At 29.4% G+C, this 14,007-nt stretch carries 16 protein-coding genes; 14 read left to right on the forward strand and 2 right to left on the reverse strand.

Annotation, left to right across the window (positions count from 1 at the left end; translation table 11 throughout):
* Window positions 1–47 precede the first annotated feature (47 nt).
* The 9 genes from C3E89_RS10695 (at window position 48) to C3E89_RS10735 (ending at window position 7,790) form a co-directional block, all read left to right on the forward strand.
* Complete coding sequence (locus C3E89_RS10695; protein WP_236912883.1) at window positions 48–608, forward strand: hypothetical protein; 561 nt, start codon at window positions 48–50, stop codon at window positions 606–608.
* A gap of 62 nt (window positions 609–670) precedes the next feature.
* Entirely contained in the window at window positions 671–1,237 is a 567-nt protein-coding gene (locus C3E89_RS10700; protein WP_236912885.1) for an RNA polymerase sigma factor, read from the forward strand.
* Window positions 1,224–1,712, forward strand: coding sequence for a hypothetical protein (locus C3E89_RS10705; RefSeq protein ID WP_236912887.1), 489 nt, complete (start codon window positions 1,224–1,226; stop codon window positions 1,710–1,712). Before C3E89_RS10700 ends, C3E89_RS10705 begins: the two co-directional genes overlap by 14 nt.
* Window positions 1,709–2,482: a hypothetical protein gene (locus C3E89_RS10710; RefSeq protein ID WP_236912888.1), complete on the forward strand. Its 774-nt coding sequence runs from the start codon at window positions 1,709–1,711 to the stop codon at window positions 2,480–2,482. The genes C3E89_RS10705 and C3E89_RS10710 overlap by 4 nt, the downstream gene beginning before the upstream one ends.
* The gene (locus C3E89_RS10715; RefSeq protein ID WP_236912891.1) at window positions 2,464–3,378 is read left to right on the forward strand and encodes a hypothetical protein; all 915 of its coding nucleotides are present in this window, start codon (window positions 2,464–2,466) and stop codon (window positions 3,376–3,378) included. Before C3E89_RS10710 ends, C3E89_RS10715 begins: the two co-directional genes overlap by 19 nt.
* Before the next feature lie 192 nt (window positions 3,379–3,570).
* A complete protein-coding gene (locus C3E89_RS10720; RefSeq protein ID WP_005582791.1) occupies window positions 3,571–4,056 on the forward strand; it encodes an RNA polymerase sigma factor in 486 nt (161 codons plus the stop codon).
* Window positions 4,053–4,952: an anti-sigma factor family protein gene (locus tag C3E89_RS10725; protein WP_236912893.1), complete on the forward strand. Its 900-nt coding sequence runs from the start codon at window positions 4,053–4,055 to the stop codon at window positions 4,950–4,952. Before C3E89_RS10720 ends, C3E89_RS10725 begins: the two co-directional genes overlap by 4 nt.
* A gap of 147 nt (window positions 4,953–5,099) precedes the next feature.
* Complete coding sequence (locus C3E89_RS10730) at window positions 5,100–6,038, forward strand: linear amide C-N hydrolase (protein ID WP_236912895.1); 939 nt, start codon at window positions 5,100–5,102, stop codon at window positions 6,036–6,038.
* Between the two features lie 63 nt (window positions 6,039–6,101).
* Window positions 6,102–7,790, forward strand: coding sequence for a stalk domain-containing protein (locus C3E89_RS10735; protein WP_236912897.1), 1,689 nt, complete (start codon window positions 6,102–6,104; stop codon window positions 7,788–7,790).
* A gap of 396 nt (window positions 7,791–8,186) precedes the next feature.
* Here the strand turns inward: C3E89_RS10735 and C3E89_RS10740 are convergent, their stop codons facing one another.
* Window positions 8,187–9,083 (reverse strand): fumarylacetoacetate hydrolase family protein, encoded by an 897-nt coding sequence (locus C3E89_RS10740; RefSeq protein ID WP_236912899.1) that lies wholly within the window; start codon window positions 9,081–9,083, stop codon window positions 8,187–8,189.
* Between the two features lie 99 nt (window positions 9,084–9,182).
* Here C3E89_RS10740 and C3E89_RS10745 point away from each other — a divergent pair, with 99 nt between their 5' ends.
* Window positions 9,183–9,953, forward strand: a complete 771-nt coding sequence (locus C3E89_RS10745) for a YqiA/YcfP family alpha/beta fold hydrolase (protein ID WP_236912901.1) — start codon at window positions 9,183–9,185, stop codon at window positions 9,951–9,953.
* Window positions 9,954–10,051: 98 nt separating this feature from the next.
* Entirely contained in the window at window positions 10,052–10,636 is a 585-nt protein-coding gene (locus C3E89_RS10750; RefSeq protein WP_236912902.1) for a class I SAM-dependent methyltransferase, read from the forward strand.
* A 27-nt stretch (window positions 10,637–10,663) separates the two neighbouring features.
* Here C3E89_RS10750 and C3E89_RS10755 read toward each other — a convergent pair whose 3' ends face one another.
* Window positions 10,664–11,518: a VOC family protein gene (locus tag C3E89_RS10755; RefSeq protein ID WP_236912905.1), complete on the reverse strand. Its 855-nt coding sequence runs from the start codon at window positions 11,516–11,518 to the stop codon at window positions 10,664–10,666.
* Window positions 11,519–11,691: 173 nt separating this feature from the next.
* Between C3E89_RS10755 and C3E89_RS10760 the strand changes: the two genes are divergently transcribed.
* Genes C3E89_RS10760 through C3E89_RS10770 form a run of 3 tightly spaced genes read left to right on the forward strand, consistent with a single transcriptional unit; the run spans window position 11,692 to window position 13,989 of the window.
* On the forward strand, window positions 11,692–12,546 hold the full coding sequence (locus C3E89_RS10760) for an ABC transporter ATP-binding protein (RefSeq protein ID WP_236912908.1): 855 nt from the start codon (window positions 11,692–11,694) through the stop codon (window positions 12,544–12,546).
* Window positions 12,539–13,264 carry a fluoroquinolone export ABC transporter permease subunit gene (locus C3E89_RS10765; protein ID WP_236912910.1) on the forward strand — a complete coding sequence of 242 codons (726 nt, stop codon included), beginning with the start codon at window positions 12,539–12,541 and terminating at the stop codon, window positions 13,262–13,264. The genes C3E89_RS10760 and C3E89_RS10765 overlap by 8 nt, the downstream gene beginning before the upstream one ends.
* Before the next feature lie 2 nt (window positions 13,265–13,266).
* Window positions 13,267–13,989 (forward strand): ABC transporter permease, encoded by a 723-nt coding sequence (locus C3E89_RS10770; RefSeq protein ID WP_236912911.1) that lies wholly within the window; start codon window positions 13,267–13,269, stop codon window positions 13,987–13,989.
* Window positions 13,990–14,007 lie beyond the last annotated feature (18 nt).

The raw sequence follows: 14,007 nt of genomic DNA on the forward strand, positions 1-14,007 counted from the left end.
TATAATTAATAGTTATAAAAACATTATGACATTAGAGGTGGATGAAAATGACAAAAAATCATGTAATATATATTTTACTTACCCATAGTGGCTCTTTATTATCAAAATGTATCAATATATATACAAAAGAACCATATACCCATGTTTCCATTGCATTGGATACTAACCTTGAGGAATTATATAGTTTTGGCAGACTAAATCCTTACAATCCGATATTAGCTGGCTTTGTAAAAGAAGACATAGTTAACGGAACTTATTCAAGATTCCCAGAGACAAGATGTGCACTGTACTCTTATAATATAAATGATGTTCAATATAGGAAATTGAAAAATCAACTATATAAATTTAAGAAAAATGGGGACAAGTATAGTTATAATCTATTAGGATTATTTGGTGTAATATTTAACTTTCCAATAGAAAGAAAATATAATTATTTTTGTTCTCAATTTGTAGCTACTCTATTAAATAATAGTGGGATATATCTATTCAATAAGCCACCAGCTCTAGTATCTCCTAGGGATTTTAGGAAGTGTAAAGAGTTAAATTTAATTTATGAAGGACGATTAAGAAGATATAAAAGAATGGAATCATATTATCAAGTTTATTAGTTTTTTGCAGTACTTTTATTTTTTGTTTCGTTTATATTAGTAGATAGGAAAGGAGGGGAGGTATGGATTTAGATAAAGAGCTGATAGAAGAGACTCTATCTGGTAATAATAATGCATTTGAAAAAATAGTAGACAAATACAAAGGATATATATTTGCTATCATATTAAACTTTATTAAAGATCATAATGAAGCAGAAAACATAGCTCAAGAAGTCTTTCTCCAAATCTATATATCCCTTCCAGAATATAAATTTGACAATTTTAAAGGATGGATTGGTAGAATTGCTGCAAATAAATCCATAGATTGGAAAAGAAAAAAGAAAGCTAAGTTCAATGAACAGGTAATGGAAAATACAGAAATAGTAATAGGTGGAGAAAGTCTATCCCATTATAAAACACCAGAGGATATTTTAGTAGAAAAGGAAAATCAGGAAAAAATCCATCGAATCTGTAAAACACTACCTAAAATATATAAAGAAGTAATAATTAAGTTTTATTTTGAGGAAAAATCCTATGAAGAAATTGCAAAAGAAGAAGGGACTACCGTAAAGACTATAGCCTCAAGGCTTTATCGGGGGCGTAATCTATTAAGAGAGAAATGGAGGGAGGAAGACGATGAAACATTATGATGATATAGAATGGATTTTCTATAAAGAAAAGATTCTTTCAGATGAAAAACAAATTGAAATGGAAGAACATTTATATACATGTGATATATGTATGGAGATTTTTCTTTCCCTCATAGATGAACAAGAAGTAGATAAAGCAAAAGATTCCATTTCGGAAAACTTTACGGCTGATTTAATGGCTAGTATTGAAAATATACCATATAAACCAAAAAATATAGTGAAAAAATCTAATACTAGGTTTAAAGATATCTTCGTATATTATGCAGCAGTAGCTTCTGTAGCTATAGTTTTGACTTTGGGAGGATTTTATAGTGGATTAGTAGACATGGTTCCTCAAATTGGGGAATCAACTGTAGAAAGAAATAATATTAATGCGCCAAATATAGTAGCTAATGTATCTGGAAAAATTGTAAACAAAACATCTAATTTTATCAATAGTTTTGAAATATCTAATCGCAAGGAGGATTTAAAATGAAAGAAAAAAGTAAATTTATAACTTTTATGTTATCCTTTATACCTGGATTATCCCATTTTTATTTAGGTTTTGCTGATAGAGCCGTAATATTTTTAATGGTATTTTTTGGGGCAATAGTAGGTGTAACAGGTTTGTCATTCATTACGTATAATGATAATTTTTTCATATTATTAATATTTGCTTTACCTGTCATATGGCTTATAGCATTGTTAGATGCTTTTTCCATAAGAAAGAGATTTGTCCTATCTCAGTACCAAGGTGAAGAAAAAGAAGTGGAAAACAAAGGCATAGATGAATTAAAACAATCAAATAAAAAAACTATTACAATGGCTCTATCTGTTATTCCTGGTGCAGGTCATATGTATCTAGGTTATCAGAAAAAGGGATTGGCAATAATGGGAGCCTTCTTTTTTACCATATTCTTTATGGGCTGGTTAGGTTTATCCTTATTCTTGTTTGTTTTACCTTTAATATGGTTTTATAGTTTCTTTGATGCATTACATTCTTTTAGTGAAGATGATGGCATTAAAAAAGAGGATAAGTTTGTTTTACCCAATATTAAATCCCAATGGATAGGTTGGGGACTTATTTCAATAGGAATATTAATAGTTATAGAACGTATACTATATCCTTTAATTCCTGGTGAAATAAGGAACTATATCCAAACTTCAATAGTATCCATAATATTTATTGCTGGAGGCATTAAACTTTTAGGTAAGAGCAAGAAGGAAGAAGAGGAAGGTGAAGAGATATGCAAAAAAGACGAGTAGGAACTATTTCCATGGCAATGGTTTTAATTGCCTTTGGAATTTTAATATTCATCTCTCAAATAAGCAAAGTGTCAGCAGTTGAATTGGGAATGAAATTTTGGCCTGCTATACTGTTTTTAATTGGTGGAGAAATACTTTGGTATAGTTATAGATATAAAGAGGAAGACATAAAGATTAAATACGATATATTTAGCATATTCATAGTATTGGTAATAGTTGGTGTAAACCTAGCAATCTATGGGCTTATTGAAACAGGAATGATGGATAAAATCAACTCTATGGTATGGGCTCAGACCTTTAGTTACCAAATACCTAATGAGGAAATTCAGATAAATGAAGATATTAAAAGAGTAATCATTAATCCTCCTAATTATTCTAATTTAACTCTTAGAACTGAAAAAGATAATAAAATATTATTAGCAGGTTCCTTAGATATTACAGCAGATAGTGAAGACAAGGCAAAGGAACTGTTAAGGAATGAATATATTAAAACCAATAGGTCTGGGGATACTTTATATATTTCATTTGTAGATAGATATATTCACGGCAATGGAATCAATAATGTTTATCCTCGTGATTTTAGCTTAATAATACCAGAAGATAGGGAGGTTGAAATCAACGGAGGTAATGATTTACAATTAATAGTAAATAATATTAAAAAAGATTGGGTTATAGATAATGTGAATAGGACTAAAATTAGATTGAAAAAGGCTACGGATGTAAAAATAATTGCCTCTGTAGATGAACGAGAAATACTGAGGGGAAATGTTAAGTGGAATATTATAGAAAATAAAGAAGATTTTTTAAATATTAGAGGAGAATTAGCCTATGGGGAAGGGAATAGTAGGATAAATATCTTAAATTCTGATGAGATAGTTGTAGATGAAATAGAATAATAGATTATATAAAGTAGATTATATAAAGGATGAAATTTCATCCTTTTTTATTTTCTTTTTTATTTTGAAAGAGCAGCTTAGTGTAATGGATTTTGGGTTGAATTTACCATATAATTAAAGAAAAAATACAATTTTTAAAAATGATTGTAAGATAATTAGAGTTTCTGCGTCCTATACATAGGAGGTGAAAAAGTGACCGAACTAGAGAAATTATATAGAACTTATTTTGAGGATGTATATCTTTATATATTAAGTTTATCAAAAAATAGGCATATAGCTGAAGATATTACTTCTGAAGCTTTTATCAAAGCAATTGAGTCTATTGATACTTTTAGAGGAACTTGTGATATTAGAGTGTGGCTATGTCAAATTGCAAAGAACTGCTATTTTTCATATTTACGAAAAAATAAAAAGTTTACCTTTACAGATAAGGAATTAAAGAATGTAACTGAATTTAATATTGATCATTTAATTATTTCTAAAGAGAATTCAATGAAAGTTCATGAAATTTTACATAAACTTAAGAATCCATATAAAGAAGTGTTTTCACTACGTGTCTTTAGCGAATTAAGTTTCAAACAAATAGGATCTTTGTTTGGAAAAACTGATAATTGGGCATGTGTCACTTATCACCGGGCTAGAAAGAAAATTCAAGAAGAAATGGAGGTTTATTTATGAAAATTACATGTGATGTAATTGAAGATTTATTGCCTTTATATGAAGAAGGGCTTGTAAGTGATGATACTCGAATTCTTGTAGAAGAACATCTTAATACATGTATAGAATGTAAAAAACAATTGGAAGCCATTCAAAACCCTAAGGAAATTCCAATGGACACTAATGTAGAGCCATTTAAAAGGATAGAAAGGAAGCTTTTTCAGGAGCGAATTCAAATAATTGCTTTAACTGTTGTATTAGTTTTGATAATTGTAATAATCTGTATGGCCTATCTTACAACTCCAAAATATCTGCCTTATTCTAGTGATATTATATATTTAACTGAATATGAGGACGGTAAAGTTATTATTGAATTTGATGATGAAGTAACTGGATATGATATTAACCGATATGTGGCAAGGAATAAGGAGGGTTATGTCTATCATTTAACTACTTGGAACACTATTTGGAGCCAATATGTTTTTAAGAATAATGCACAAAATATAATATTGAATCCAGATGAGGAGGATGTTGTAGCAGTATACTATTATTCCACTGATGGAACAGAGGATATTTTGATTTATGGAAAAGATTTACTCAAAGGTGGTGGTGTAGTTACTTTGCCCAGATTAGTTCTTGCATATTATTTTTTGTTAGCCATATTACTGGCAATTTTCTTTGGGATTTTACTTTTTAGATATCGTAAGGAAGACAAAAGGAAATTTGTATTGGAAAAGTTTTTGTTATTACCCATATCCTATATTATTGGACATTTTTGTATTAAAGGATTTACAACTTCTTCATACTCGGCACAACGTGATTTCTTTGCAATTTTATTGGTTATGATTCCAATTTATTGTTTATTCTTGATTGCAATTAATTTTTATAGGAAAGCTTATAGGAAAGCGAAAAGATAATTAATTTTTGTGTAATAATAAACTTATAAAAAATGGAATCACTTATCATAATATAGATAAATTAAGTTGCAAATACTGAAAGCTTATTATAAAATTTTATTAAAACAGTTTTTCAAAAATATTTACTATGATAATAAGAGGGATAATATGTGTACAGCTATAAAAATAAATTATGAAGATGGTTGTGTTATGGGAAGAACAATGGATTATGAAGTTCCTCTAAACTATAATGCAATCTATTTACCCAAAAATTATAATTTTTGTAATGATTTAATGGGCAATTCATTGTATTCAAAATATAAAACATTAGGAATATGTTTTGAAAACAGGGATCCATTGAAAGATGGTGTAAATGAACATGGATTAATAGGGATTACCAATGCCTTTTCAGGGTTTAATCTTTATGCTAATCAAGTGAAACCAGAGAAGACTAATATTTCTAGTTTAGATTATTTCACCTATGCACTTACAAATTACAAATCTGTAGAGGAATTAATTGAAGACTTACCAAATATTCATATATCTACTAAAGATTACAATGGGGAAAATGTAATATCTCCAGATTTTCATTTTATGTTTGCCGATTCAACTAAAAGATGCATTATTATTGAACCTAGAAGAGGGAAACTGATATATTATGAAAATCCATATGATGTAATGACCAATTCACCGGGATTTAAATCTCATGTTAGAAGACTGAATCAACTTCTAGATTTAGATAATCTTGAAGACTTTAATTCTGTTAAAAATTTACCAGGAGGCTATGATCCTATTTCTAGGTTTATTAAAGCTTTTTATTTAACTAAAATGCATATTAAACCTAATAATTATAAAGAAGCACTTTCATATTCTTATAATATAATGGCTGCAATGACTATGCCAAATGGATTTGTTAGGAACAAAAAATATAATCACACTACTTACACTAGGTATATTTGTTCTTATGATTCAAAATATAAACTACTAACTGTAAAATCCGATACCAATCCAAAGGTTTATCAATTAGGATTTGAAGACATAGTAGAGGAGGATAAAAGACAAGCATTTTTCTTAGATAAAGATTTTATCGTAGAAAAATTTAAATAGCAAAGATTCCGATAGATTTTCATTTAAGTTTACAAATTGGATGTTAATTAATGGAGGGTAACTATGAAAAAACTGAGTAGGTGCCTAATACTTGTATTTTTGGCTATAATACTTTTTGCTATGCCAGTAATGGCTGAAGGTAGCTCACTTAAGGTGTTCATAAATGGTAAAGTTTTATATGATGTTATTCCAATATTAGAAAATGGTAGAACCTTAGTACCTATTAGTTCTATTTCTGAAAAATTAGGAGTTAATGTAAACTATCTAGAGGAATCTAAAAAAGTAAGTATAAAGAGTGATACTATAAATATGGAAATACCGATAGGGTCTACTAAGGCAAAGGTAGACGGTAAAGAAGTAGAGCTAGATGTAATACCTTTTATTAAAGATGAAAATATATTTGTACCTATTGGGTTTATAGCAAAGAATTTAGGTGAAGAGGTTATCTGGGACGGAAAGAATGAAATAGTCTCAGTTGGCAAATTTGGTGGTGAAGCTAAAATTGAAGATACATTTTTATATTATAATGATGAACATAAATATACTTTAAACTTCCCTAATTCATGGAAGGAAGAAACAATAATTAAAACAATAGATGGAACTTTATATGTTTATGATAAAAAGTCTGCTAATAGATTTAAAGCAGATGGGGTTGAGAACTTTGGGCCAGTATTTGAAATAAGATGTAGTGACTATCCAACAGTGGCCACTCTACCTTATGATGGAGATTATGTACTTAATTATGAGGACGGAAAGTATATTGAAGTTATATTTGGAAGGGACTTTCAATTCTATCCAGAGACCGTAGATTCATACAGAAAGATCTTCAATGAAGGCCAAGAAGCTATACAATCTTTTAGAAAGATTGATAAGGATTCTTTTGTAGAAGATAATAAAGACAATTATAAGAAAGAAATAGAAGTACTATACGATATATTGGATAATTTTGTATCGGAGGATATTTTTGATAGGGATGAAGTTTTCACCTACAAGAAACCAATATCTAATACCAGTTTCTTATATATGAGAGTTATGAATAATGAAGAAGAGGTGCGAATTAAGATAGAATCAGATTTTGATAGTAATGGAAGATTAACTAGATATCATCTAAAGAGTTATGGATACGATTTCAAGGAAAATAAATTGAATCAACCTGAAGCTTTAAAACTAGCTAATAATTTTATAAAGAAGTATATTGATGAAAATGTAGAAGCGACCAAAATACCAGATTTATATCCAAGTCTATATGAGAAAAACAAACATGAAACCTATGGAGATAAGGATGGAAATTATATTATAGTAATAGATTTAGAGCATGGATTTGTAGAATATTTTAGTAAAATAAATATAGAAGAAGTATATAGCAACAAGATATATAGTAAAACAAGTTCATATATAGAAGATGAGTCGAGGAATACTTTTTCCCCATACTATGAATTATTAGATTTTGAAATAACAAATTATCAGGAAGAAATTATGAATGAACGGATTGAAGCCATTTTTAACTATAGGATAATTTATAAAAATTATGACAAGGATCCAGACACAGTTGGATACATTAAGGATGCAAAGGAAAAGGATAATCATAATTATCAGCAGATGTACGATGAATATTTAGAGCCAAAAGAAATGAATTTTGAGCTAAAAGTTGTTATTGATGAAAATGATATAATAAAGCTATACTCTAATATTTCACCAGTAGGTGTTGAGTGGGAAGAAACTAAAATGTCTGATTTTTTAATAAATAAATAGAAATAATTTAAATGGACTCCAAAAGGTTATGAGAAGCGTTTACGACCACTAATATTTAAGAATATTAAATTTCATATTTTAAAACAAAACTAAGAATAATAGGATAGTTAAACAGGAATATGTAGAAAGATATCTTAACTTATAGCAAATCTTTGCATGAAAAAATAAAAATGATATATAAAGGTATAAAGCAATTTTTATTAAATAAAAATATAGTAAGAGACTAGCCTTAAGTAAAAACCAAAAGAACTTTGCAAAACAGGCCTAAAATTCTAAACATGGGGAAGGATAACGCAACAAAAGCCTAAGCAAAGATGAATACTTTATTTAAAATATTAGGCAGAGGAGATGTTATGACATCTCCAAAGCTTATCTAAGACGATAAAAGTATAAAAACTATTCTATGACATTAACTAAAGTACCAATCTTCTCAATAAAACATTCTACCACATCTCCGGATTTTAAATATTTATGTGGACTAAACCCTATACCTACCCCTGCTGGAGTCCCTGTTAATATTATATCACCTGCCCTTAGAGTAAGACCTTTAGATAGGTCTGAGATAATATAGGGTATATCAAAGATTAAATTCTTAGTATTGGAGTTTTGCCTTATTTCATTATTCACCTTACATCTAATATCCAATTCAACTGGAAATCCTATTTCCGATTTATGTACTATCCATGGTCCCATGGGAGTAAATGTATCTAGGCTTTTTCCTTTAAACCACTGAACATGTTTAGTTTGGACATCTCTGGCAGAAATATCATTCCCAATAGTATATCCAAATATATGGTTTTCCACGTCTTCAGGAGAAATATCCTTACCGTCTTTACCGATTATAATAGCCAATTCCACTTCATAATCGATCTTTTCAGTATAATCCTTAGGAATCAAGACCTTGTCCATATGGCCTATAACAGGATCAGCAACTTTTGTAAAGTAAATTGGATGGTCTGGAATAGCTGCTTTACCACCAGGTAGGCTTTTAACCTCCAAGGCATGGTCAGCATAGTTTTTTCCTAGGCAAAAAACATTCCTTCTTGGATATGGTATTGGAGCAGTAATTTTTACATTGTCTAAAGATATTGTACCGTTTCCATTATGATTTATTACTTCCTGGAGATTGGGAATTAAACTATCAGAATAGGTACGAATGAATTCCAAAAAATTCTCAGGTAGATCTTTTCCAATTTTTTTGAGTAAAATATCCATTGGAATTACTTTCGTATTATCTTTACTTACTATTCCATAACCTTCATTACCCTTATATATATAGGTAACAAATTTCATTATATCAGCTCCTTCTAATTATTATTTTTATAATACCATAAATATGGTATTATAAAAATAATAATTGCCTTAAAACATATTGAAAGGAAGTTTAGTATTATGACTCATTTAAAATCCAACCATATAATTGAAGACAGAATTACCATAGGAAAAATTCCAGTTATTTTATTTAGACCCAAAGAAGCAGGAGAGCTATTACCTACAATAATTCTATATCATGGCTGGAGTTCAAATAAGGAGTTCCAGAGGATGAGAGGATTTATATTATCATCAGTAGGCTATCAGGTAGCAATCCCAGATGCAATTTATCATGGAGAAAGAAATCCTCTTCTAAGTTATGATATAGATAATGCTACTAGATATTTTTGGAACACCATATTGAATAATATAGAAGAATCTCAGAGTATCATAGAAGAATTAATATTAAAATATAGGGCTGATCCAAATAGGATTGGAGTTATAGGGAATTCTATGGGTGGATTTACTGCAGCAGGAATATTTACTCATAACTCTAATATAAAAGCTTTAGTAGTATTTAATGGCTCTTGTGGATGGGAAAATTTTAATAAAAGATTTAAGGAATCCTATGAAATATCAGAAGCTTATGAATTAAAGGAGATAGAAGAAAAAGTTAGCAAACTGAATCCTCAAAATAATTTAAACCTATTAATAGATAGGCCAATCCTTCTATTACATGGAAATAGTGACAATGTAGTTCCTATCGAAAGTCAGCGTATTTTTTACAATAAAATTAAACCTATGTATAACTATAGAGATAGAATAAAATTCTTAGAATATCCAAATCTAAATCATTTTGTCACCACCAATATGATGGAGGAGAGTATAGCTTGGTTTTATGAACATTTGTAGGTCTTTGAAAACAATTATTAAGTTTTATAATATCTAGCCAGGGTATATGGGGAATAATGGGTATAATAAACTAAAGAAAATCTTATTGGAGGGATACCATGTTATTTGATATAATTTCCCCAATATATGCCTTGTTTTTTAACTATCAGGTAAAGTATTATAGAAAAATATTAAACAGGATAAGAGAGGAGGTAGATATTACCCAATATAAAAGGGTACTTGATTTAGGCTGTGGCACTGGAGCCTTATTGTATGTTTTGCAGGATTTAGGGATAGAGGTAGTGGGAGTAGACCCGTCATCGGGAATGTTAAAACAGGCAGGAAGAAAATTAGAGGGAACTGAAGTGGAATTGATAAAAATAAGTCCATCTGAAAGATTGCCCTTTGATGATGATAGTTTTGATTTAGTTATTTCATCCTATGTGCTTCACGGACTAAAGCCAAAGGAAAGGGAAAAGCTATATAAGGAACTGTGTAGAGTATCTAAAGGTAAAATAATATTCCATGATTATAATGAAAATAGATCCTTAGTAACGGATATAGCTGAATTCCTGGAAAATGGAGATTATTTTAATTTTATTAAAATTGCCAAATCTGAAATGGAAAAGTATTTTAAAGACGTAAGAGTAGTAGATGTGGATAAAAAGGCTGCTTGGTATATACTTAAACATTGTAATATTTAAAGGGGACCTAGGTTCCCCTTTAAATATTTATAAAACTAAATGTATTTTATTGTTAGAAGGGTCTAATGTGACAATAGTTTTATCTTCATTTTTTATTTCATAACCTAAGTTTTTTAAATTATCTATGGTTTTATCTCTAGACTCTTCATTAGGGAATTTTATTTCAAAGTATTTCATACCTACGCTGTTTTCATCAGGAGATGATATACCTTTTCCATTCCAAATATTAAAGGCTATATGATGATGATATCCACCTGTAGAGATGAAAGTAGCTTGCCCAGGTATTCTTGTAACTACTTGAAATCCTAATCCATCTATATAGAATTTTTCCGATTCTTCCAAATTGGATACATGAAGATGTATATGACCTATAATAGTATTTTTAGGTATACCTTGCCATTTTTCATCTTTTCCTTCCTCCATAAGGCTATCTAAATCCAGTCTTATAGTATACATTTCTAATGTGTCATTTTCCCATTTCCATTTATTAATAGGGGTATCAGCATATACTTCAATGCCATTATCATCAATATCTTGAAGATAGATTGCTTCACTTACCCCATGATGGGAAGCACCCATAAGAGGATAGCCTACATCTTTTATATGATTTAAAAACACACCCAAATCCTTCCGACTAGGTAACAATATTGCAAAGTGATATAAGCCTGTTCTTCTTAACTGTCTTGGTTTTATATTCTCTGGTTGTTCTAACATTATTATAGGAGTTATTCCGTCAACAGATAGTGTAGCTTTTTTTTCAATTCTATTAATAGTCCTAAATCCCATTATTTTTTCATAAAATTCAATAGAAGCATCCAAATTATTTACCTTTAAGGCTATTTGATTAACGTATATATTAGGACTTTTGTGAAATTTAGACATATCCTTACCACCTTCAAATATAGACTATTTATCTATATAATACCCAAAGTATATTAGGTCAACCTCAAAATAAGAGGGAAAGTTAATTATTATATTGACAAAGTTTACATATTTTGCTACAATAGACTTACCAGTCTAGACCATGTGGTCTACAAACGAAAAGGGGTGATTTCATGTATCAAATTAACAATCTAACTTTTAAATATCCTAAAAACAAGGAAAGTACCATTAAGGGAATATCCTTCCAAGTTCATAATGGTGAGATTTTTGGACTTTTAGGGCCTAGTGGCGTTGGCAAAAGTACTACTCAAAAAATTCTTACCAAACTACTGGATAGATATGAAGGAGAAGTTCTTTATAAGAATGAGGATTTAAAATCCTATAATAAAAGCTATTATGAAGAAATTGGAGTAGGATTTGAAATGCCTGTCCATTTTTCAAAATTAACAGCGGAAGAAAATATTAACTTTTTTAAAAGGTTATATAAAACAAATATAGATTCGGACAGTTTGTTAAAAAGGGTAGGGCTATACGAAGATAAAGATAAAAAAGTAGGAGAATTTTCAAAGGGGATGAAAGTTAGACTAAATTTCGTTAGGGCCATGTTAAACCATCCCAAAATCCTATTCTTAGATGAACCTACCAATGGCCTTGATCCTCATAATGCTCGAATTTTAAAGGAAATAATAAAGGAATATAAGGATAAAGGTGGAACAGTACTATTAACAACCCATTTGATGAACGATGTAGATGAACTATGTGATAGGGTAGCCTTTATGGCCAATGGTAAAATAGTAGAAATAGACACCCCGAAGAATTTAAAACTCAAATATGGTGAAAGAAAAGTTGATATAGAGTATAGAAAAGAAGATGAAATCATAAAGGAATCCTTCGATTTAGATGCTTTAAAGCATGATAAAAAGTTTATTGAAATAATAAAGAATAAAGAAATACTTACTATCCATAGTAAAGAGATGACTTTAGATGACATATTTATAAAGGTAACAGGGGTGAGTACAGATGAATAGTTTTATAACTTTATTCTCTGGAGAATTGAATAGAATGAAAAAGTACAATATTTTAACTGCTGGCATATTTGTAGCTCTATTATGGGTAGGGATATTATTCTTTACGGATATTGAGGATATAACTAGTATGGTGCCCTTAATTGTATTCATCGACGCAACCTCCATGTCCATGGTATTAATTGGAGCCACCATGTTCTATGAAAAACAAGAAGGGACCATTAAAACCTTATTAGTTTCGCCTATAGGTAAATCTGAATATATATTGGCAAAAATCTTTGCTAATATTAGTTCCAATGTGCTTACATTAGTCCTCATATATGTATATGCAAAATTATTTAAGGAGATAAATTTAAACTTTTTTGGACTATTAGGAGCATCAATATTGATAGCTTTTTTTCACTCTTTAATTGGATTTATAATGACTTATAATACTAAAGATTTTACTGAAATGTTAATGGGAATGATGAAATATACCTTTATATTTACAATTCCTGTTTTATTGGAACAGATAGGATTTATTAAAAATGAAACTATAGATAAGATACTCTATATAATACCAACTAAATCTTCTTCTATACTTTTGCAAGCTACTGGTGGAGGTATGGATAATTGGAAGACCTGGTTTGCTATTATATACTTAATATTAGCAACATTAGGGCTATTTTTCATAGTATGGAAAAAGTTTGATGATTTTAAAATTAAGGAAAGTGGTGAATGATTATGTATAGTAGCTTTATTAAATCTGAAATAAAAAAATGGAGTAGGGATTCTATGATGGGATTTATGGCATTATATCCCTTTATATTCGGATTTATAGGTAGATATTTTCTACCTTGGGTAGCTGATAAATCAGATCTTAATATAGATTTATACGCAGATTTAATAATTGTAATACTAACTTTAGTAGTTCCTATATCCTTTGGAGCCTTAATAGCTTTTTCTATACTGGAAGATAGAGATGACAATATACTCACATCTGTTAAAGCTACTCCTTTAAGCATTACTCAATTTTTATCCTTCAGATTTATCATAGTATTGGTCTTGACTTATATTACAACTTTATTTGTCATCTGGTTTTCAAATATTGGAGATATTCCTATAAAAAACATACTAGCTATTGCTTTTCTAGCTTCTTTAGAAGCTCCTATGTATGGAATGCTGATAAATTCTCTATCTAATAATAAAATTGAAGGATTTGCTGTAATGAAAGGTTTAGGTTCTTTCATATTATTTCCTATTATAGCCTTGTTTTTCTTTGATAAAAAGGAATTATTTTTTTCCTTTGCCCCAGGATTTTGGGCAGCCAAGGCAATAAGTAGTATAATAAAAGGTGAAGGAGTACTTTATTTAAGCTATTATCAATATTATTTTATTGGATTAGTTTATCTAGTATTGCTAAATATTGCATCTTATAAATTGTTTGTTAGGAAGGTAGAAATATAACGAGAGTAGAAATATGCT

It is taken from the genome of Clostridium sp. Cult1, assembly GCF_021655095.1.
Taxonomy (GTDB): domain Bacteria; phylum Bacillota; class Clostridia; order Tissierellales; family Tepidimicrobiaceae; genus Schnuerera.

Coding starts and splice junctions, on each gene's coding strand:
- C3E89_RS10755 (WP_236912905.1), bottom strand. CDS start 11,518: ATGTCTAAATTTCACAAAAGTCCTAATATATACGTTAATCAAATAGCC.
- C3E89_RS10725 (WP_236912893.1), top strand. CDS start 4,053: ATGAAAATTACATGTGATGTAATTGAAGATTTATTGCCTTTATATGAA.
- C3E89_RS10735 (WP_236912897.1), top strand. CDS start 6,102: ATGAAAAAACTGAGTAGGTGCCTAATACTTGTATTTTTGGCTATAATA.
- C3E89_RS10695 (WP_236912883.1), top strand. CDS start 48: ATGACAAAAAATCATGTAATATATATTTTACTTACCCATAGTGGCTCT.
- C3E89_RS10750 (WP_236912902.1), top strand. CDS start 10,052: ATGTTATTTGATATAATTTCCCCAATATATGCCTTGTTTTTTAACTAT.
- C3E89_RS10740 (WP_236912899.1), bottom strand. CDS start 9,083: ATGAAATTTGTTACCTATATATATAAGGGTAATGAAGGTTATGGAATA.
- C3E89_RS10760 (WP_236912908.1), top strand. CDS start 11,692: ATGTATCAAATTAACAATCTAACTTTTAAATATCCTAAAAACAAGGAA.
- C3E89_RS10700 (WP_236912885.1), top strand. CDS start 671: ATGGATTTAGATAAAGAGCTGATAGAAGAGACTCTATCTGGTAATAAT.
- C3E89_RS10730 (WP_236912895.1), top strand. CDS start 5,100: ATGTGTACAGCTATAAAAATAAATTATGAAGATGGTTGTGTTATGGGA.
- C3E89_RS10765 (WP_236912910.1), top strand. CDS start 12,539: ATGAATAGTTTTATAACTTTATTCTCTGGAGAATTGAATAGAATGAAA.
- C3E89_RS10745 (WP_236912901.1), top strand. CDS start 9,183: ATGACTCATTTAAAATCCAACCATATAATTGAAGACAGAATTACCATA.
- C3E89_RS10705 (WP_236912887.1), top strand. CDS start 1,224: ATGAAACATTATGATGATATAGAATGGATTTTCTATAAAGAAAAGATT.
- C3E89_RS10770 (WP_236912911.1), top strand. CDS start 13,267: ATGTATAGTAGCTTTATTAAATCTGAAATAAAAAAATGGAGTAGGGAT.
- C3E89_RS10710 (WP_236912888.1), top strand. CDS start 1,709: ATGAAAGAAAAAAGTAAATTTATAACTTTTATGTTATCCTTTATACCT.
- C3E89_RS10715 (WP_236912891.1), top strand. CDS start 2,464: ATGCAAAAAAGACGAGTAGGAACTATTTCCATGGCAATGGTTTTAATT.